The organism is Stenotrophomonas sp., from assembly GCF_032066555.1.
Taxonomy (GTDB): domain Bacteria; phylum Pseudomonadota; class Gammaproteobacteria; order Xanthomonadales; family Xanthomonadaceae; genus Stenotrophomonas.
The window spans coordinates 457,648-477,596 of record NZ_DAMBKV010000001.1; the positions used below are offsets into that span (position 1 = coordinate 457,648).

Here is a 19,949-nt window from a genome sequence, read left to right on the forward strand (position 1 = left end):
CACAGCAAGCCATCAACCAAACTCAAAATCCATTTCAGCCGTCGGCGGGCCGACAAAATCCCCTTCCACGTAATCCACGCCGGCACTGAACAACAAGCTCATCGTCGAGGCATCGGCGACGAACTCGGCAATGGTCAAGATGCCCGCAGACTGTGCCTTGGTGGTGATTTCCTGGGTCTTCTCCAACTGCTCCTTGGCCTGCGCCGGATCAGCGGTGAACGCGCTGTCCAGCTTGAGGAAGCCGGGCTGGAAATGGGCAAGCAACTGGAACGAATCCAGTCCGGAGCCAAACTGTTCCAGGCCTACCTTGCAGCCCAGTACCGTGACATCGCTGAGGAATTGCTGCGCATTGCGCAGGTGCGTGAAGACCTTAGCCTCGGGAATCTGCAGCCATAGCTGCGCGCCTTCCACGCCTTCGGCCAGCAGACCGGTCCGGATCACCGACAGCAACTCCGGATCGGAGAATGACTCCGGTGTGATGCGCACCATCAGGTGGGTTCGGTGGCCGGCGCGACGGCGCTCGCCCAACGCGCGGATGGCATTGGCCACCACCCAGCGGTTGATGGGGGCCAGCAGTTCGTGTTCCTGCGCGATCGGCAGGAAGGTCGCTGGGCCGACCATTTCGCCGTTGTTCTCCATCTGCAGCGAGGTGTCGTACAGCTGGATCGGCTCGCCCATCAGGTTCAACACCGGGCGGAAACGCAGATGGAAGCCATCGCCGGCCACCGCCTGGCGGATGCGCTGCACCCAGCTCTGGATGCGCTCTTCCTCGACGCGGTCGGCCGCGCCCGGGTCGAATACCTTGAAGGTATTGCCGCCCAGCTCGATGGCAGCGCGCGCGCAGTCGTTGGCGCGGTTCAACACCTGGCCAACGCTGGCGATCTTCTCGCCTACCTGTACACCGCCGATGCTGACCGTAACGGTGGCCGAGCGCTCGCCAATGCTGAAAACCGAGGAGGCAAATGCGCTGCGGACCCGTTCTGCCATCTGCGCTGTGTGTGCGTAGTCACCCTCCGTGAGCAGGGCGAAGTTGTGCTCGCCGAAGCGCGCCAGCTGCGCGTCCTCGCCAATGGCCTGGGCCAGCTTCTGGCCGAGTGCGGCAATCAGCGCATCGGCCGAATCCAGGCCGATATCCGGTAGCAGGCGCGCATAGTGATCCGGTTCGACCAGCAGGAAGCCATACTGGCCATCGCTGCGGCCGACCTGGGCGACGGCGTTCTCCAACTGCACCATGAAGGTCGGACGGTTGAGCAGGCCGGTGACCTGGTCGCGCTGGCGCAGGGCCTCCACTTCGCGGGCCAGCTCCGGGTCGAACTCCTCGCGGCGGCGGAACACGATCTGGAAGCAGCTCTCGCCTTCATAGGTGGCGGCGGTGAACTCCATCGTCGCCGGGAAGGTGTCGCCGTCCTGGTTGCGCGCGTCCACTTCGTACTGCGGCGGCGGCGCTTCGCCCTTGCTCAGTGACTTCAGCAGCTGCTTGAAGTTCTCCACATGCTGCGGTGCAACCATGTCCAGCAGCGAGATGCCTTCCACGTCCTCGAAGGATTCAAATCCGAACATGTCCAGATAGGCTTCGTTGGCGCGGATGTGCATGCCTTCGTGGATGTAGGCGATGGGGTCGCGCGAGGACGAGATCAGCGCATCGCAGCGGCGCTCGGTCTCGCGCATCTGCGCCTCGATCCGGCGCAGCCCGCGACGCGCCTGCAGATCGGTCCATTCGGTCTGCACCACCGACAACAGGTGGTCCGGCTGCTGCCGCAGCGCGATGGCGCGGATGCCGTTGGCGGCCGAATCCAGCAGCATCTGTGCATCGATGCTGTCGGTCAGCAGGATCATTGGAATGTCCTTGCCACTGGCCGCGACCTGCTGGGTCAGCAGCAACTGCGGGATAGCGTAAGAGTTGGCCGCCAGCACCAGATCGATGGGCTGGCTCAGTGCCTGGCCCAGTTCGTCGGGGCTTTGCGGCCGCGACGGACGCACGGCAATGCCGCTGTTGCGCAAGGTGCTGACGATGGCCTCGGCGCTTTCCGCGCTGTCGTCAACGATCAGCAAGCGCAAGGTGATGTCTTTGGCGTTCTGCATTCAGGACTCCCGGGGGACGGGGTTTAATACACGATGCACGGCAGTGGCGTCTATGCGTAGGTCGTTTGCCTGTGACGCACTCCCATGAGTGTAGTCGCAACGCGGGCATCAGGACGTTATCGGTGCGGGCCCGGATGTACATCCGCAGGGCGCAAGGTGTGGCCCGGCGGATGCCATGTCGCATCGCGGCCGCTTACGCCGCCATCCCCGCCGCGCGTCCCGAGGCCCACGCCCATTGGAAGTTGTAGCCGCCCAGCCAGCCGGTCACGTCCAGAACCTCGCCGACGAAGTGCAGGCCCGGCACCAGCTGCGATTCCATCGTCGCCGAAGACACCTTGCGGGTATCCACCCCGCCCAGGGTGACTTCGGCGGTGCGATAGCCTTCGGTGCCGCTGGCGACCAACGGGAAGTCCGACAACAGGCTGGCGGCGGCCTTGAGTTCCGGCTCGTCGAACTGGCGCATGGGCTTGTCCTTGAGCCATTGCTCGCACAGGCGCAATGCCAGTCGGCGCGGCATCACCTCGGACAGCACGGTGCGCAGCTCGGAGGCGCCGCGCTCGCGTTTCATCTGCCGCAGCCATTCAGCGGCATCGTGATCGGGCAGCAGGTCGAGCCGCAGGTCATTGCCCGGCTGCCAGTACGAGGAGATCTGCAGGATCGCCGGGCCGCTGACGCCGCGATGGGTGATCAGCATGGAGTTACGGAAGCTCTTGCCGTTGCAGCGCGCCTCCACCGGCAGCGCAACGCCACTGAGCTCGGCGAAGCGCTCCTGGTGGGTGCCGCTCAGGGTCAGCGGCACCAGCCCGGCACGCGTTGGCAGCAGTGCGTGGCCGAAATTGCGTGCCACCTCGTAGCCGAAGCCGCTGGCACCCATGCTCGGGATCGACAGCCCGCCGGTGGCGATCACCACCGAGGCACTGTGGAATTGCCCCTGGGCGGTGCGCACGTGGAAGCCGTCGGCGCCACGCTCGATCTGCTGCACACCGCAGTCGGTGCGGATCTGCACACCGGCATCGGAACATTCGTCCAGCAGCATCTTCACGATCTGCTTGGAGGAGATGTCGCAGAACAACTGACCCAGCTCCTTCTCGTGATAGGCAATGCCGTGGCGTTCGACCATCTCGATGAAATCGCCTGGCGTATAACGCGCCAATGCCGATTTGCAGAAATGCGGGTTGGTGGAAATGAAGTTGGCGGCGGTGGTGCCGGTATTGGTGAAGTTGCAGCGGCCGCCGCCGGACATCAGGATCTTCTTGCCAACCTTGTTGGCATGATCGATCACCTGCACGATGCGGCCGCGCTGGCCGGCGGTGAGCGCGCACATCAGCCCCGCGGCGCCAGCGCCGATCACCAGTACGTCGCAGCGGATTACCTTGTCAGCCACTACTGCTTACTCCGCCGGGCGCTTGCGCCAGACCGGGATCACATCCAGCTGGGTGTGATCATTGAGCAGCTGCACTTCGCCATCCTGGATCAATACGCTCCAGCGCATCGCCCGCTGCACCTGCTCGCCCCAGCGTTCGACGAACGCGGCAGGCAGGTCGACGACCGACAGGTTGTTGAAGCGGGCCAGGTGCTTGCCCTGTTTCTGCCACCAGATATCGGAGGCATTGCCGCCGTAGTTGACGACCTGTACGCGGCGGCTGCGGTTGCAGGCCTTGCGCACGCGCGATTCGTCCGGGTGGCCCAGGTCGATCCACTGCTCGATGTCGCCGGTGTAGTCCAGCTGCCACAGATCCGGCTCGTCCTCGCTGCTCAGGCCCTTGCCGAACTCCAGCCTATCCTCTGCATTGAGGGCGAAAGCGAGCAGGCGCACCATCAGGCGCTCGTCGGTTTCAGAGGGATGTTGGGCCAGGGTCAGGTTATGGGTCGCGTAGTAGCCGCGGTCCATGTCGCTGATCTGCAGCTCGGCCTTGCGGATGGTGGCGGTGAGGGCCATGGGAATACCGGGTACAAAGACCGCCCATCATAATGCCTGTCCCCGCAACCGACCCGCCCCAACGTGTTCGAGCCTGAACTGCCCAGCCGTCTGCAACTCGCGCCAGGCCCATGGACCAGCCTGTTGGACGGGCTGTGCGCGCGGTTTCCGGCGATACCACCAGCACTTTGGCTGGACCGGTTCGCGCGGGGAAGGGTGCTGGACAGCGACGGCCAGCCGCTGCTGCCGACCCAGCCGTGGCGGGCGGGGCAGGAGATCCAGTACTTCCGGGAGGTCGCCGACGAACCCGAAGTGCCGTTCGCCGAGCAGATCCTCCATCAGGATGATGATCTGCTGGTGGCCGACAAACCGCATTTCCTGGCGGTCACTCCGGCCGGCCGGTTTGTACGCCAGACGCTGCTGGCGCGGCTGGTTGCACGTACCGGAAATCGCGATCTGGTGCCGCTGCACCGGATTGACCGCGGCACCGCGGGGCTTGTGTTGTTCTCCTGCAATCCCGGGACACGCGGCAGCTATCAGCGTTTGTTTGCCGAACGCCGCATCGACAAGGGCTACGAGGCCTTGGCGCCGGCGCTGCACGGACACGTGTTCCCGTTGCAGCGGAGCAGCCGTATCGCCCGTGGCGAGCCGTTCTTCCGCATGGCTGAGCAGGCAGGCCAGGCCAATGCGCTGAGCCGGATCGATGTCATCGCGCGGCGCGGCGAGGTGTGGCGCTATGGGCTGGAGCCGGTCAGTGGGCGCAAGCATCAGTTGCGCGTGCATATGGCTGCACTGGGCGCGCCGATCATCGGCGACGAGTATTACCCGCAGGTGCTGGAGCGCGCCGCGGACGACTATCGCCATCCGCTGCAACTGTTAGCGCGCCGCCTGGCCTTCATCGACCCCCTCAGCGGCCAGCGGCGGGAGTTCCGCAGTGCGCGTGAGTTGGGGTGAGTTTCAACCGCGCTGTGCCAGCCAGCGATCCAGTTGCGCGGCAAAGGCCTGGCGATCACGTGCATGCAGGGTTGCCGGACCGCCGGTCTGTACGCCGGCAGCGCGCAGTTCTTCCATGAAGTTGCGGACCGATAGGCGCTCGGCAATGGTGTTGGTGGTGTAAAGTTCACCGCGCGGATTCAGGGCGACGGCACGCTTTTCCAGGACGCGTGCGGCCAGCGGAATGTCCTGGGTGACGACCAGATCACCGGCGTTGACCCGTTCGGCGATGGCATCGTCGGCGACATCTGGCCCGCCCGCCACCTGCATGGCGCGGATGAAGCGAGAAGGCGGGGTGCGCAGCCATTGATTGGCAACCAGGATGGTTTCGATCCTGGCCCGTTCGGCGGCCCGGAACAGGATTTCCTTGATCACTACGGGGCAGGCATCGGCGTCCACCCAGATTCGGGTGGCGGAAACGGCGTCTTCATGGCTCATGCCGCGCAGTCTATTGGATTTGCCGACTTTGCTGTTGGTTGGCTATCGTCAGAAAATTGACTAATTTCAGCCACTTAATCGACGAACTGAATCAAATTGGGTTTCTGAATACGGCAAATATCGCTTTTTGGAACAAAGCGGCGTATTGTCCATCCCACTGTGCTTGCAAGGGTCACCGTGAATCGTGGCCTGATGCAGTTGATCTTCTTGATCGGCTCATCGATCCGCTTTACCAACGCCTGCAACTCAGTCTCGGCCCCGATCTCCGGTGGCTGCGATTATTTCAACTTATGTTTCAGGAGTTAGTACATGTCTGATCGTCAGACCGGCACTGTCAAGTGGTTCAACGACGCCAAGGGCTTCGGCTTCATCACCCCGGAAAGCGGCCCGGACCTGTTCGTGCATTTCCGCGCCATCCAGGGCAACGGCTTCAAGTCGCTGCAGGAAGGCCAGAAGGTGACTTTCGTCGCCGTGCAGGGCCAGAAGGGTATGCAGGCTGACCAGGTGCAGGCGGTCTAATCGACCCCCTTGCTACCGTAAGGTTGCTTGGAACGCCGGAAGCGAAAGCTTCCGGCGTTTTTGTTTGTGTTTTCGCGTCGGGCATCGCCTCGCACTGACGCTGCGTTGCGCGAGTGTTGGCTAGGATCAGATCTTGATACCGATTGAATGACGCTGGAGCCAGCGATGATCACCGTGCACCATCTGGAACAATCACGTTCGCAGCGCGTGCTGTGGATGCTGGAAGAGCTGGGCCTGGCCTACGACGTGGTCAGTTACAAGCGTGACCCCAAGACCTGGCTGGCACCGCCGGAGCTGCGCAAGGTGCATCCGCTCGGCAAGTCGCCGGTACTGCAGGACGGGACGCTGATCCTGGCCGAATCCGGGGCCATCCTCGAGTACCTGGCCGACCGTTATGACCTGCAGCGCCGTCTGTCGCCGCAGCCCCTGCCAGTGGAGGCGCCAGAGCGTCTGCAATACCACTACTGGATGCACTACGCCGAAGGCTCTGCGATGCCACCGCTGGTGATGAGCCTGGTATTTGCGAAAGTCCGCAAGGCACCGATGCCTTTTTTCGCCAAGCCAATCGCCCACGGCATCGTCGACAAGGTGATGAAAAGCTTCATCAGCCCGCAGCTGCGTCTGCACCTGGACTGGATGGAGCAGGCCTTGGCACAGTCCACCTGGTTTGCCGGCGAACGCTTCAGTGCGGCGGATATCCAGATGAGTTTTCCGGTCCAGGCGGCGGCAGTCCGCGCCGGACCCATGAGCGATTACCCGAAACTGCAGGCTTTCCTCGCGCGCATCAAAGAACGGCCTGCCTATCGGCGCGCCGAGCAGCGCGGCGGGGCGCTGGATCTTATTGGCGGCACTCGCTGAGCAAGGCGGTCCGAGCTTGCGGCAGGGCCTGCCAGCCCCCACTTTCAGATGATGAACGACACGCACCCACAGTTTGACAACCGCTTCCAGCGTGAGCTGCCCGGCGACCCCGAAACCGGCGCACGGCGCCGTGAGGTGCTGGGTGCTGCCTGGTCGGCGGTGATGCCGACGCCGGTGGCTGCGCCACACCTGCTGGCGTACTCGGCCGAAGTCGCAGAGCTGCTTGGCTTTGACACAACCGTCGTTGCCAGCCCTGAATTTGCCGAGGTCTTCGGCGGCAATGCCTTGTTCACCGGCATGCAGCCGTGGGCGGCCAATTACGGCGGCCATCAGTTCGGCCATTGGGCTGGGCAGCTCGGCGATGGCCGAGCCATCTCCTTGGGCGAATTGCTGGCCGGCGGAAAACGCTGGGAACTGCAGCTCAAAGGTGCTGGCCCGACTCCGTATTCGCGCGGCGCCGATGGCCGAGCGGTGCTGCGTTCGTCACTGCGCGAGTTCCTGTGCTCCGAAGCCATGCATCATCTCGGTGTGCCCACTACCCGTGCGCTGAGCCTGGTTGCTACCGGCGATACGGTGGTACGTGACATGTTCTACGACGGCCATCCGCAGGCCGAGCCCGGCGCCGTGGTGTGCCGGGTCGCGCCGTCGTTCATCCGCTTCGGCACATTCGAGCTGCCGTCGGCGCGTGGCGATGTCACGCTGCTGCGACAACTGGTCGAGTTCTGCATCGCCCGTGATTTCCCTGAACTGCAGGGCAGTGGCGAGGCGCTGTACGCCGACTGGTTTGCACAGGTCTGCACGCGCACCGCGGTGATGGTGGCGCAGTGGATGCGGGTCGGCTTCGTGCACGGCGTGATGAATACCGACAATATGTCCGTTCTGGGTTTGACCTTGGATTACGGCCCTTACGGCTGGGTCGAGGACTACGATCCGGACTGGACACCGAATACCACCGATGCGCAGGGCCGCCGCTATCGCTTTGGCACGCAGATGCAGGTGGCGTACTGGAATCTGGTGCGATTGGCGCAGGCGCTGTCGCCACTGTTTGCGGAGGTGGCACCGCTGCAGACCGGATTGGATGGCTTCCGTCAGCGCTATGAAGCCGAAGAGCGTGCGCATCTGGTCGCCAAGCTTGGCCTGGGCGAATTTCGCGACGGCGACGCCGAGCTGATGGCGCAGTTCCAGCGGCTGCTGCAGGAAGGCGAGATGGACATGACGCTGGCGTTCCGCGCCTTGGCGTCCATTGATATCGACGCGCCGGAGATTGACCCGCTGGAGCAGGCCTTCTACTCGCCGGCTGCCCGCGAGCAGGTGCTGCCGGCACTGACCGACTGGCTGCAGCGCTACGCCGCGCGGGTCCAGGGCGCAGGGCAGTCGCCGCAACAGCGCCTTGATGCCATGCAGGCTGCGAACCCCAAGTACGTGCTGCGCAACTGGCTGGCTCAGCAGGCCATCGACCGTGCCGAACAAGGCGATCTGGCCGGAATCACGGACTTGCTGGACGTGATGCGGCATCCTTACGACGAACAAGCCGGGCGCGAGGCGTTTGCCGGCAAGCGCCCGGAATGGGCGCGTGACCGCGCCGGCTGCTCGATGCTGTCGTGCAGCTCCTGAGCACCTCTCCACGAATGACTGATATGACTTCTCCTGCATACCCCGAATGGTCGCGCCCGATCCGCGACATCGCTGATTTCCCCAAGCCCGGCATCCTGTTCAAGGACATCATCCCGCTGCTGGGTGACGGCGCCTGCTTCCGTGCCGCCGTGCAGGCCATGGCCGAGCCGTGGCGTGACGCCGGCTTGCATGCGGTGCTGGGCGTGGAGGCACGCGGCTTCATTCTGGGCACCGCGTTGGCGCTGGAACTGGGCGTGGGTTTCGTACCGGTGCGCAAGCCGGGCAAGCTGCCGGGCGCGACCCTGAAGCAGGAATACGCGCTGGAATACGGCACCGATCGCATCGAAGTCAGCGTCGGCGCAACCCCGCCGGGCGCGCGCGTGCTGCTGGTCGATGACGTGCTGGCCACCGGCGGCACCTTGCTTGCCGCCTTGCAGTTGGCTGCGCAGCTTGAGGCGCAGGTTGTTGGTGGCGCGGTGTTGGTGGAGCTGGATGGCCTCGGTGGCCGTGAGCGCTGGCCTGATGGTTTGCCGCTGGCCGCAACCCTGGTTTACTGAATACCTGATCCCACCCCGATCCGCGGAGTCCCGAATGCCGACGTTGAGTGAGCTGCTGTCTTCCTTCGATGGTGCACAAGGGCTGCTGCTCCCTGACAGTTGGCGCCAGGGTCGCACCGCCTACGGCGGCGTGCTCAGTGCGCTGGCGGTGGCCGCGGCGATGCAAGGCCACGCAGGTGCGTTACCGCCGTTGCGCGCGATGCAGGTGACCTTCATTGGGCCTGCAGCCGGCCTGCTGCGTTTCGTGCCGGCGGTACTGCGCGAGGGCAAGTCGGTGGTGAATGTCGGCGTGGATGTGTTCTCCGACGATGCCTTGGCGGCGCGCTTGTCATTGGTGTTCGGCCGCGCCCGCGAAAGTGCGGTTGCGCATGATTTCAGTGGTGAGCTTCCGGCCCAGGGGCCTGCCGCATACCGTGATTTCGACATGGCGGCGATGCCGTTCGCGCCGGCCTTTACCCGCAACTTCCAGATGCGCCCTGCCGGTGGTGCGATGCCGGTGTCAGCTGCGGAGATTCCCGAGCTGCTGACCTGGATCCGCCATCGCGACGCCGGTGGAGTAGATCCCGCGGTAGCTCTGATCGCGATGGGCGATGCGATGCCGCCGGCGGCATTCACCAGTTTCCGCGCTGCTGCGCCGATCAGCTCGATCACCTGGAACGTTGAGCTGCTCGATCCTTCGCCGCAGGGCGAATGGTTCCTGCTGCGTTCCTTCAGCCAGCATGCGGGTGACGGCTATTCGTCGCAGGACATGCAGGCCTGGGATGAGCAGGGCCGGGTGGTGATGCGCGGCCGCCAGAGCGTGGCGGTGTTTGCCTGATGCGCGCCTTGCGGGTGTTGGGTGGACTGGCGCTGCTGCTGGCGCTGCTGGGCTGGAGCGCGTGGTTCGTGATCTGCAATGTGTATGAATTCTCGCCGGCGCTGGACCCGCTGGCGTTCGCCTGCGGCTGGCTGCTGAGCGCGGTGTTGGCTTGGCGCGTGTTCCGTGGCGGTTTCCGCCGTATTGCCTGGCCATTGTTTGCACAGGCAAGCTGCATCGGCGTGTACCTGTTGCTGATCCATCGTGGGATGGGCGAGGGCACTGCGCTGGCGCTGTTTGTCGCGGCCAGCGTAGCGGTTGTTGCCGCGGCATACCGGGTGACGCTGCACGCTCGCGCTGCCTGATAAAGGCTCAGCGCGTCAGCCGTATGTCTCCTTCGGCCAGCGCCTGCCGCAGGAATGCCAACGCTGCAGGGCCGCTTTCACGGTCCGCGCGGGCATAGCCTTCGGCCGTGCCGCCCACCGGGATGTAAGGGCCGGTGTCGCTGCGGAAGGTGGTGGGCTGCAGGAAGGGCGTGATCAGATGGCCGGCGTCGGAGTAATACAGCAGGGCGTCCGCTTGCGGCGCGCTGCGGCGTTTTAGGCGTTGCATCGCCAATGCCGCCATCTCGCCGGAAGCGCCGAGCTGGTCGTCGCCGCCTGCGACCAACAAGAGCGGCCCGTTGATGCGTTCGATTGGCAGCATTGCCTGCTCCAATGCTGCCGCGTGCGCGCCCGGCTGATTCCAGTTGAGCTGTTCCACATAGGGCAGGAATGGCAGGTCGCGGCCACCAACGCGCAATGCGGGCTCATCGACGGCGCGGAAATCGGCCGGCGGCACATCACGGCGGATGCCGCGGAATGGCGCAGGGCTGCCTACCCACGACACCGCTGCCTGCAGACGCGGATCATGCGCCGCGGCCGCCATCGCCACGATGCCACCCCAGGAGCCCCCCATCACCCCGACCTTGCCGGCAAAGGGCTGGGCGCGCAGCCAGTCGACCGTGCTGCTGACCGGGTCGATGGGGACGCGGATCAGATCCTTGGGCAGTCCGGGCATCCGGTAATAGGCAACAGCCACTGCGACGAAACCGTTGGACGCCAACCAGGCGGCATACAGATTCGCGCTATCGATGCCGCCTTCGGCGCCGCCCAGGGTGATCACGACAGGATGTCGACGGCCATCGTCCAAGGCGCCTGCAGGGTGATGGAGATTTCCCACCACGCCATGCAGCTGCAACGGTGTTGCAACCACGTCGGCCGCATTGATCCGCCGCAGCAAGGTCTGTTGTCCGATCCGTTCGCCATCGACGAAGGCCTCCAGCTGCATCGTTGCGGGTGCATAACGCAGGCCATCGGCATCGCTGTGCATCGGCAGTGGCATGGGTTTGCCTTTACCGGCTTCAGGCCGCATCGACCAGAACAGCCCCATTGCATCGACACCTGCGTAGCTGCCGGCCTCGGCGCCAGCCGTGGCGGTATCGGCGATGCCGTTGTGATCGGCACGGTAGTTGGCGTGCGCCAGCCAGCGGTTACCACTGCTGTCCTGCATGGAAAGCTGCAGTTTCACGGTCTGGCTTGGCAGCAGCCCGGCAACGCTGATCTGCACCGGTTGATCGGCTGGACCGCCCACGGGATGTACGCGCAGTTCGGCGGCAAGGGCCAGGGAGCTGCAGCCGAGCAGCAGCGGAAGCAGGAGATGCTTGAGCATGGGTGTGGTGAGCGAGGAGCGGCCCGCGATGTTGCCGCTGCTGGAAATGCAACGGAACAGCTGGACGCCAGCAATGGCGCAGGCCGTGCCGGGCTTGGCATGAGCCGTGCGTATCAGCCGGCCTTGCCCATCTTCGCTTCGAACGCGTCGCGGTGCAGCCGGCTCAGCGGCAGTTGGGTGCCATCCAGGAGTTCCAGCGTCGCATCGCCATTGCGGCGTGGCAGCAGACAGCGCACCCGTGCGCAATTGACGATGACCGCGCGCTGCACCTGCACGAAGCCAGCCGGCGCCAACTGCTCGGCGAGCCGGCCAATGCTCTCGCGCAGCAGGTGCACCTGCTTGCCGACATGCAGGCAGGCGTAATGGCCGGCGCTGTCGATGTAGTCGATGTCGGTGGGGTACACGTAGTCGCTGCGGCCGCCGTTGCGGATGCATAGCGGTGCCAGCGGGTTGCTGGTCTCGCGTGCCAGATGCCTGCGCAGCCGATCCAGCGCGATGGCGAGCCGGTTCGCATCCAGTGGCTTGGGCAGGTAGTCGATCGCGCCCAGTTCGTAGGAGGTCAGCGCATGTTCCGCATGGGCCGTGGTGAAGATGATCGCCGGCGCAGGCGCGGGCAGGCTGCGCGCGAGTTGCAGGCCATCTTCGTCGGGAAGCTCGATATCCAGCAACAACAGCTCGACCCGCTCGGTAGCCAGCAGCGAACGGGCCAGGGCGATGCTGGGCGCCTCGCCGACTATCTGGATATCCGCATGCGCGCCCAGCAGGTGGCGCAGCTTTTCGCGGGCCAGTGCGACGTCGTCGATCAGCAGGGTGCGGATCATGCGGTGGGCTCGCTGCTGGCAAGCGGTAGCCGGATGCTGACCTGGAAGTGCGCACCGTCGCGTTGCGCGTGCAGCGTGGCATGCTCGCCGTAGATTGCCTGCAGGCGTTCGCGGCTGGCTTGCAGGCCAATCCCCATGCCGGCGGCCGCGTCGCCAAGCGGGTTGCGGATCTGCAGGTGAAGCAGTTCATCGCGCGACTCGAACTGCAGGCTGATTGTGGCGTCGTTCGTGTCTGAGCAGCTGGCGAAGCGCACGGCGTTCTCGATCAATGGCTGCAGCAGCAGGCTGGGCACGCGCGCATCCCACGCATCGGTGCTGGCCTGCAGATGCACCTGCACCGGCTGTTGCTGCAGCAGTCGCTGCAGCTCGATGAAGGCCATCGCCTGCGCCACTTCCTCGCGCAGGGCGACGAAGGGTTCGCTCTGCAGCAGGTTGCGCAACAACTCACCCAGCTGCGCCAAGGCAGCGTCGGCGCGCTCTGCATCGCGATAACCCAGCGCGCCGATCGCATTGAGCGCGTTGAGCAGGAAATGGTGATTCAGGCGTGACCGCAATGCTTGTTCGCGCGCCTGTAGCAGCAGCTCGCCACGGCGGCGATAGCGTCGGATATAGGTCAACGCTTGGCCGATGCCGATGACAGCAACATAGGTTGGGAGCGCGAACAGGCTGGTGGCGATAACCGCATGCAGCCAGTTGTCGGGCAGCGTGCGTGGCAGCGCCAGTTGCGAGAGGCAGTACCCAAACAGCCAGCCAATCAGCGACAGCGCAGGAATGATGCAGATGCCGGCGGCCAGCAGCTTGCCCGCCGCTTTGACGTCGCTACCCATGCCTAGCGGCCAGCGCGCGCACAGCTGCCATAGCCACGGTGTCGCCAGCAGCCACAGGCTGTGGATGCCAAGCAGGAACAGCAGGGAACGCATCAGCTCGACAGGAGCCAGACTACCGGCTGCGGGTCCGGTCAGTTGCACCGCTGGCAAGGTGACCAAGGTCAGCAGCAGCCAACCTGCACATGCTGCACGCCACGGGAATGCCGTGGCGTGCGTATCACCCGCAATGCTGGAAGAGCTGGTGTCGGGCAGGGAAGACATATCCGTGTTCAAGCGCCGGCCGGGGCCGGCGCCTGCTTACATCTTGCGGACGCGGAAACGCTTGCCCTTGATCTTGCCGGCTTCCAATCGTGCCAAAGCCTTGCCAACCTGCTCACGGGCAATGGCCACGTAGGAGCGGGTGGGGAAGATATCGATCTTGCCAATCGCCTTGGCCGACAGCCCGGCATCGCCGGTCAGTGCGCCGAGGATGTCGCCTGCGCGCAGCTTGTCGGTTTTGCCGCCATCGATGCGCAGGGTGGTCATTGCCGCCTGCGGCAGCTCTGCCGGACGCGCAGTTGCCAGCGGAGTCTTCTGCCAGTTCAGCGGCTTGCCCTGCTGTGTTTCCAGCGCATCAGCGCGGCTGCGTTCACGGCCGGCAACCAGGCTCAATGCCAGGCCATTGCGGCCGGCACGACCGGTACGGCCAACGCGGTGCTGGTAGGTGTCGATGTCGGTCGGCAGCTCGTAGTTCACCACTGCAGCCAGGTCTTCCACGTCCAGGCCGCGTGCGGCCACGTCACTGGCGACCAGCACGTTGCAGCTGCGGTTGGAGAACTGCATCAATACTTCGTCGCGGTCGCGCTGTTCCATGTCGCCATGCAAGGCCAACGCCGAGAAGCCGAACTGGCGCAGCGAGTTGGCTACTTCGTCGACGTCCTTGCGGGTGTTGCAGAACACCACCGCCGATTCCGGCGTGTACTTCAGCAGCAAGCCGCCCAGTGCCTTCTGGCGGTGGGCCGGCTCGGTTTCGAAGAACAGCTGCTGGATGGCCGGGGCTTCGGCCTGGCCATCGACAGTGACTTCGGCCGGTTCCTTGAGCAGGGCGCGGGCCAGTTCGCGGATCGCTTCCGGGAAGGTGGCCGAGAACAGCAGGCTCTGGCGGTCCTTGTGGGTGCGGCCGGCGATTTCGCGGATGGGTTCTTCGAAGCCCATGTCGAGCATGCGGTCGGCTTCGTCCAGTACAAACGTGCGTACCTGGCCCAGGTTGAGGGCGCGCTTGCGCGCCAGTTCCTGCACGCGGCCGGGGGTGCCGACCACAACCTGCGGATCATGCGCTTCCAGTGAGGCCAACTGCGGTCCCAGCGGCATGCCGCCGGTGAGGATCAGCAGCTTCAGGTTGGGGATGCCGGTGGCCAGCTTGCGCAGCTGCTTGCCGACCTGGTCGGCCAGTTCGCGGGTAGGGCACAGCACCAGGGCCTGGGTGCGGCTGACGGACAGGTCGAGCCGGTTGAGCAGGCCCAGGCCGAAGGCGGCGGTCTTGCCGCTCCCGGTCGGAGCCTGCGCGATCACATCACGGCCTTCCAGGATCGGCGGCAGGGCCAGCGCCTGTACCGGCGTCATCGAGGTATAGCCCAGCGCGTCGATGCCAGGAGCGAGTGCCGGCGACAGCGGCAGGGAAGAGAAGTCAGTCATGCCGTATTTTCGCAGAAGCCGGGCGGCGGCGCTTGCCATTCTGAATGGGTGGCTCCGTCTCCTTCATCCAGCCTGCAAGGGCCGGTTTCAGCCCTTGCGATTGTTGGCGACCGGCTTGCTCTTGGGGGTGACGGTCTTGGCCCCGGTTGGCCGCTGGTGAACGAAGGGATAGGGTACGGCAGGTGTCTCCGGCAAGCCCGCGCGCCATTGTTCGAGCACGGCCGCTACTGTCCTGCCGTTCTGGAACTGCGGTTCGGAGGGGCGCTCGCCTTGTTCCTTTTCACGACGGCGTACGTTGCCTGCGGCCAGGGTGTAGGCCCGGGCAAAGTCATTGGTGGCGTTCAAGGCCTCGATCAGGAAGGCGCGACCAAACCAGGTGGCACTATCGGTATTACCGCAGCCAAAGGAAGGGCGGTCCTTGCGCGCGGCAGTGATCACCATGCGCTGCGGTGATATCAAGGCGGGCACGAAGGCGCCCGAGAAACAGGCCGAGACCACGATCACCGCATTGCCGATATGCGCCTCATCCAGCATCCGCGCGAGCTGTGCCGGTGCCAGATAGTCTTCCTGGTCGCGACCGGTGTGCAGGTAGACGCTGTTGTCATGCAGGCCGTGGCTGGTCAGGTAGAGGAACAGCACATCTTCATTCGGGTCCAGCGTCCGCCCCAGTCCGTTCAGGGCATGGCCGATGCTGTCGGCGGTAGCCAGAACCTGCGGCGGGCCGCCGTGTCCCAGGGCAGGCTGGTTGACCAGGCTGATCATGCGGCCTTCGGCACCCCAGCGCTTGGCCGACAGCTCACGCAGGTAGGCCACCTCATTGGGGAACACATCTTCATCCGCATCACCGGCCACGCCGAGGACGTAGATATCGGTGACGCCGGGGCGCTGGGCTGGCAGGCCTGCCAATGCGGCGTCCAGCATCGTGAGCTGGCTGCCTTCAAGTTTGGGTGTGGTGGCCTGCCGCTCAGGTGCTTTGGCCGCGCCAGCGAACGCAGGCCAGGCCGCACAGGCTGCCAACAACAGCTTGGCAACGGTGTTGATCAGCCGGGGAGGGGAGTGCTGGGGACCGCGTTGGGCTGCCATTGCCGTAATCCATGACGGTGGGTATGGCAGCACGGTCGAGCTGACCGTGCTGCATCCAGTGCGCGCCCGTGGGCGGCACCGATGGCTATGGTGCCGGAGTTGAGCTTGGAATGCGTGGCTCGAAAGGATCCCCGGAGGCGCACGGCGCCCAATCAAGCCGCCAACAAGCGGCATTCCCGGAATCGAGCTGGGCCGGCCCATCAGTCGGTAGGCAGCGACCAGCCATAGGCCAAGGCGGACTTTTTCCTGAGGTTCTCAAGCTGCTCGGCAGCATTGATGGCGCTGCTTGCGCGGTAGACCAGGTCCTCCAGCCTGCACAGGATGCTGGCTTGCGCTTCATCATCGGGCACCACCTGCACGATCCTGTCGACAAGCTGATGCATTTCCAACAGCTTCTGCTTGCGCTCATATTCGCCAAGCGACGCCGCGTCCTGCACCACCCTCTGTGCCAGAACGTCGAAGTGATCGCGGAGTTTCTCGTAGTCCATACAGCACCTGGTGCGATGGCGGACAGCCAAGAGCCTGTAATGGTGCTGTCGGGGATAGCACTACCTCAATGAGGGATATACCTTATTGAGACTAGGATTTATCTGACAAGGCGCTATCGAGTGAGGCGGGCCGTTCCCAGTAGAAGGGCGTACCGGTAGCGCGGTATGGATAAGGTGCTTGATCGGAACCAGGGCGTCGCTTATCAGATAGTTTGCCGGCATGAGACCACCAGACGAAGACATTGAAGATCGCGCCCCGGTTTGGGATCAGATGCAGGATTTCTGGATGGACACTGATCCCGCCATTCTTCTCCCGGAGGTTGCTCGCATCTGCGCGGAGTCCAAATACTCTCTTGCAGAACTGGAAGCCATCTTCTGGAATGAAGTACGTCCTGCCGTTTCATTCAACATGTTCATGTTTCCCGCACCCGAGTGGGCCGGATTCGAGATCGAGACCCTCAAGGCGCGCGTGCATCGCAAATCCCGCTTCGGCAAGCCATTACCTCGCAAATGGCTGCATCCCTACTTATCTGATTGGTGGCGCAAGCTCGCCGCTGCCATTGTCCGGTACCGAGCGGAGATGCGTGCCAGCTGACAGTTCATCCACGTTGGGCGCGCTTTCGGATGGAACTTGACTGCTGTCAGCCGCAATCCGTCCCAGCTGCTGAGACCGTCACGTTCCATGCTGGGGGATGCTTCCAGAAAACTTCACATGGGCGAGAGTTGCCGACTTCGAGTGTCGGCCAACTGCGATTTATATCAATGAGCTGGCGGTCTCCCGCCTGGTCAAGCGATTGGACGAATCGTGGTTCGTCAATCTGGACTATCACCTGCCACCACCCGCTGGCAGGATTTTGCACCCACACCGCAACTGCAGGAGTTACGAGACGGGCAGGGCAGGCTGCGAGGAATGGGTGCGGCGGCATGAAGCGAGGTTACGGGCCGAGACGGCTGCGATTGCTGCCCGTAGATGGGAAAAAGCGCGATGATCTTGGCCAACGTTTGGTGATCATGGAGGACGTTGATTGCCGAGCTTCATCAATTCCACGAACCGGAAGCCTCCAATTTGGAATTGCATTGAATCGCGGGCAGTCGACTGCAGGTGGTTGCTATGGTTCTGGTTTCGGGATACGTGTTTGCGCATGGTATTCATGTCCACACGGGTTCGGTTGATCGGAACGACTGCAGGCTACCCAGGCGCTACCGCGCCATCTGGATGTGAACGGGCATCCGCTTGATGCGGTAGCCGCTTGGAGGAAGAGCAATGTCGGCAATCGAGCGTATTGGCCTGACCCCTGGCCAGATTCAGGGCTTTGTTGATGATGGATTCGTCAAAATTGAAGCGGCATTCAGCGCCAAGCTCGCAAGGCTAGGCAGGGATGAGTTGTGGGCGGATATGGGTCTATCCCCGGACGAGCCGCAGAACTGGACTCAACCCGTTGTTCGTTTGGGGTTCAAGTCCTCGCCGCCTTTCGTCGAAGCTGCCAACACACCGCAACTGCATAACGCCTACGATCAGCTCGTCGGGCCGGGGAGATGGCTTGCCCCTGAAGGTGTTGGAACCTTTCCCATCCGCTTTCCCTCACCTGAATCCCCCGGTGACGATGGCTGGCATGTGGACGTGAGCTTTGGCACCGACAACCCGGATTTCATGGAATGGCGGGTCAACGTGAAGAGTAGTGGACGCGCCTTGTTGATGCTGTTTCTGTTCTCGGATGTTGGTCCGAATGATGCGCCTACGAAAATACGAAAAGGGTCGCATGCTGCCATTGCGCGGGAACTGCTGCCCTACGGCGAGGCGGGGGCAAGCCTGCGGCAGCTCTCGGCCACCGGTTACGCGTCGACGGAAAATTGCGAGGTGGAACTGGCGACGGGCGCGGCAGGCACGGTTTATCTGTGTCACCCGTTCCTGGTCCATGCCGCTCAGGCGCACCGGGGGCAGCGGCCACGCTTCATGGCGCAACCGCCGCTTCTGCCGAAGCGGGAATTTGATCCAAACCTGCCTCCGTCTCCGGTTCAGATTGCTATCCGTCAGGCCTGTGGTCTTACGATCTGAGGGGCGCCGCCTTCCAGTTTCCGCGGACATGTACCAGAAAGTCGGGCGAGGCCTTGTCGCTATCCGGTAATCCTGTAGTCCGATTGCGGCAGTCAATTTCGAAGTTTGCTATCAGTGCTGACTGAAGGCCTATGCGGTGTTTTGTTCGATGAGTGCGTCGTGCATTGCCGGCAAATAGCACCTATCGAAGTAGGAACTCGCAGCAGTTCGATGCAGTTGCCATTCATGAAAAATTGGTAATCGTTAACGTATGTGATAAAAATGTGAAACCGCAGGAGAGTGCGGTGTTTCCATTGGTTCGGACGATTCACATCCGCAACTTCGCATGGAGTGCGGAAACAGGGGGATAAACATGAAGACCATCATCCACCGGCCTGCCGTTCTGGCAGCCGGTTTCATCGCGCTCGTGTCGGCAACGGCGAGTTTCCCAAGCCACGCGCTTCTGGGCATGTCATCGGATAAGTGCAAGACGGCGCAGGGCAGTCTGCGCATCGTCGAGCCGGATGACGGCATGGGAATCTGGGCGACCTATGGGCTGCCTGCACCTACCCGGGTGCTGCGCGTGCTTGTCAACGATTCCAAGTGTTTTACGGTGCTTGACCGTGGCGCTGGATTCACCGCTGCGCAGGCTGAGCGGGAGCTGGCCATGGGCGGGCACCTGCAGGAAGACCAGAACATCGGCGGTGGACAGATGCGTGGCGCGGACTTCGTGTTGGTGCCGGATATCGTGTCGCAGAATCCCAATGCCGGCGGCATGAGCATCGGCGCAGGCGCGTCGAATGGTGGGGGTTCGCGGGGCTTGATGGGGGCGATGATCAACGTCGCTACCTTGGGCGTGGCTGGCAAGCTGACGACGAAAAGACAGACTGCCGAAGTGGTGTTGACGCTGGTTGACGTACGCACCTCCGAACAGCTCATCAGTGTGACCGGCGAAGCCAAGATCACCGACAAGGCCTGGGCGGCAGCGGTGTCTGCCGCAAGCGTCCAGGGCAGTGCCGGGGCGAATGTCGGCAGTTGGGACAATACCGAGATCGGCAAGGTCATCAAGGAAGCCTACGAAGAGGCCTATTCGCGCATGGTCGATGAGGTCAGCAAGAAGCGCGGTGTGCTGGCCAATCGCAATGTGCCAAGGGCAACGCGCGCAGCGGTGCCGGTAGCACCACCGGACGCGTACCAGACCTTGGCTGCATCGCAAGCCAGGCTGGCCAACACCGCCGCCGCAAGGTTGCAAGCAGGACCTGCGGCGCCGATGGCGACACATGCCGGCGCGCCGAACCTGGGGGCGGTGGCGGGTATGCAGGGTCAGGTAATGCAGCACGGTGCGGATCACGTTATTGGCGGTAATGTGGCGTCGGCCTCGATGGGCGCTGTGGCGCAGCAGGGCGGCATGCTGGGCGCTGCCGGCCAAGTGGTACAGCAGGTTGCAGGCCAGGGCATTGGTGCGGGTGTGGCACAGGCTGCGATGGGCGCTGTGGCGCAGCAGGGCGGCATGCTGGGCGCTGCCGGCCAAGTGGT

The 19,949-nt window shown here is 63.8% G+C and carries 20 protein-coding genes; 10 read left to right on the plus strand and 10 right to left on the minus strand.

Annotated features, from left to right (window positions below; genetic code table 11):
• Positions 1 to 12: 12 nt before the first annotated feature.
• The 3 genes from RT131_RS02090 to RT131_RS02100 form a co-directional block, all read right to left on the minus strand.
• Complete coding sequence (locus RT131_RS02090; protein ID WP_313169802.1) at positions 13 to 2,082, minus strand: EAL domain-containing protein; 2,070 nt, start codon at positions 2,080 to 2,082, stop codon at positions 13 to 15.
• A 193-nt stretch (positions 2,083 to 2,275) separates the two neighbouring features.
• The gene (locus RT131_RS02095; protein WP_313169804.1) at positions 2,276 to 3,466 is read right to left on the minus strand and encodes an NAD(P)/FAD-dependent oxidoreductase; all 1,191 of its coding nucleotides are present in this window, start codon (positions 3,464 to 3,466) and stop codon (positions 2,276 to 2,278) included.
• A 6-nt stretch (positions 3,467 to 3,472) separates the two neighbouring features.
• Positions 3,473 to 4,021, minus strand: coding sequence for a YaeQ family protein (locus RT131_RS02100; protein WP_313169806.1), 549 nt, complete (start codon positions 4,019 to 4,021; stop codon positions 3,473 to 3,475).
• 63 nt (positions 4,022 to 4,084) lie between these two features.
• Between RT131_RS02100 and RT131_RS02105 the strand changes: the two genes are divergently transcribed.
• A complete protein-coding gene (locus tag RT131_RS02105; RefSeq protein ID WP_313169807.1) occupies positions 4,085 to 4,954 on the plus strand; it encodes a pseudouridine synthase in 870 nt (289 codons plus the stop codon).
• Between the two features lie 3 nt (positions 4,955 to 4,957).
• Here the strand turns inward: RT131_RS02105 and RT131_RS02110 are convergent, their stop codons facing one another.
• A complete protein-coding gene (locus RT131_RS02110) occupies positions 4,958 to 5,431 on the minus strand; it encodes a YaiI/YqxD family protein (RefSeq protein WP_313169808.1) in 474 nt (157 codons plus the stop codon).
• Positions 5,432 to 5,740: 309 nt separating this feature from the next.
• Here RT131_RS02110 and RT131_RS02115 point away from each other — a divergent pair, with 309 nt between their 5' ends.
• The 6 genes from RT131_RS02115 (at position 5,741) to RT131_RS02140 (ending at position 10,140) form a co-directional block, all read left to right on the plus strand.
• Complete coding sequence (locus RT131_RS02115; RefSeq protein ID WP_054659637.1) at positions 5,741 to 5,950, plus strand: cold-shock protein; 210 nt, start codon at positions 5,741 to 5,743, stop codon at positions 5,948 to 5,950.
• A 165-nt stretch (positions 5,951 to 6,115) separates the two neighbouring features.
• Complete coding sequence (locus tag RT131_RS02120; protein WP_313170218.1) at positions 6,116 to 6,808, plus strand: glutathione S-transferase; 693 nt, start codon at positions 6,116 to 6,118, stop codon at positions 6,806 to 6,808.
• Between the two features lie 51 nt (positions 6,809 to 6,859).
• Complete coding sequence (locus RT131_RS02125) at positions 6,860 to 8,422, plus strand: YdiU family protein (RefSeq protein ID WP_313169810.1); 1,563 nt, start codon at positions 6,860 to 6,862, stop codon at positions 8,420 to 8,422.
• A gap of 14 nt (positions 8,423 to 8,436) precedes the next feature.
• Positions 8,437 to 8,979, plus strand: a complete 543-nt coding sequence (locus RT131_RS02130; protein WP_296246299.1) for an adenine phosphoribosyltransferase — start codon at positions 8,437 to 8,439, stop codon at positions 8,977 to 8,979.
• Between the two features lie 34 nt (positions 8,980 to 9,013).
• Positions 9,014 to 9,796 carry a thioesterase family protein gene (locus RT131_RS02135; RefSeq protein WP_313169812.1) on the plus strand — a complete coding sequence of 261 codons (783 nt, stop codon included), beginning with the start codon at positions 9,014 to 9,016 and terminating at the stop codon, positions 9,794 to 9,796.
• Positions 9,796 to 10,140: a hypothetical protein gene (locus tag RT131_RS02140; RefSeq protein WP_313169814.1), complete on the plus strand. Its 345-nt coding sequence runs from the start codon at positions 9,796 to 9,798 to the stop codon at positions 10,138 to 10,140. The genes RT131_RS02135 and RT131_RS02140 overlap by 1 nt, the downstream gene beginning before the upstream one ends.
• 7 nt (positions 10,141 to 10,147) lie before the next feature.
• Here RT131_RS02140 and RT131_RS02145 read toward each other — a convergent pair whose 3' ends face one another.
• From RT131_RS02145 to RT131_RS02170, 6 genes are all read right to left on the minus strand, one after another.
• Entirely contained in the window at positions 10,148 to 11,485 is a 1,338-nt protein-coding gene (locus RT131_RS02145; protein WP_313169816.1) for an acyl-CoA thioesterase/BAAT N-terminal domain-containing protein, read from the minus strand.
• A gap of 113 nt (positions 11,486 to 11,598) precedes the next feature.
• Positions 11,599 to 12,306: a LytTR family DNA-binding domain-containing protein gene (locus tag RT131_RS02150; RefSeq protein WP_313169818.1), complete on the minus strand. Its 708-nt coding sequence runs from the start codon at positions 12,304 to 12,306 to the stop codon at positions 11,599 to 11,601.
• Positions 12,303 to 13,394: a histidine kinase gene (locus RT131_RS02155; protein ID WP_313169820.1), complete on the minus strand. Its 1,092-nt coding sequence runs from the start codon at positions 13,392 to 13,394 to the stop codon at positions 12,303 to 12,305. Before RT131_RS02155 ends, RT131_RS02150 begins: the two co-directional genes overlap by 4 nt.
• A gap of 36 nt (positions 13,395 to 13,430) precedes the next feature.
• A complete protein-coding gene (gene dbpA / locus RT131_RS02160; protein WP_313169821.1) occupies positions 13,431 to 14,807 on the minus strand; it encodes an ATP-dependent RNA helicase DbpA in 1,377 nt (458 codons plus the stop codon).
• An 87-nt stretch (positions 14,808 to 14,894) separates the two neighbouring features.
• Positions 14,895 to 15,890, minus strand: coding sequence for a C13 family peptidase (locus tag RT131_RS02165; RefSeq protein WP_313169823.1), 996 nt, complete (start codon positions 15,888 to 15,890; stop codon positions 14,895 to 14,897).
• 200 nt (positions 15,891 to 16,090) lie between these two features.
• Positions 16,091 to 16,378 (minus strand): hypothetical protein, encoded by a 288-nt coding sequence (locus RT131_RS02170; RefSeq protein WP_313169825.1) that lies wholly within the window; start codon positions 16,376 to 16,378, stop codon positions 16,091 to 16,093.
• Positions 16,379 to 16,598: 220 nt separating this feature from the next.
• On the opposite strand from RT131_RS02170, the gene RT131_RS02175 reads away from it, so the two are divergent.
• The 3 genes from RT131_RS02175 to RT131_RS02185 form a co-directional block, all read left to right on the plus strand.
• Positions 16,599 to 16,973 (plus strand): hypothetical protein, encoded by a 375-nt coding sequence (locus RT131_RS02175; protein WP_313169827.1) that lies wholly within the window; start codon positions 16,599 to 16,601, stop codon positions 16,971 to 16,973.
• A 669-nt stretch (positions 16,974 to 17,642) separates the two neighbouring features.
• Positions 17,643 to 18,434, plus strand: coding sequence for a phytanoyl-CoA dioxygenase family protein (locus RT131_RS02180; protein ID WP_313169829.1), 792 nt, complete (start codon positions 17,643 to 17,645; stop codon positions 18,432 to 18,434).
• A gap of 448 nt (positions 18,435 to 18,882) precedes the next feature.
• The coding region (locus tag RT131_RS02185) for a CsgG/HfaB family protein (protein ID WP_313169831.1) at positions 18,883 to 19,949 on the plus strand (1,067 nt) is incomplete at its 3' end.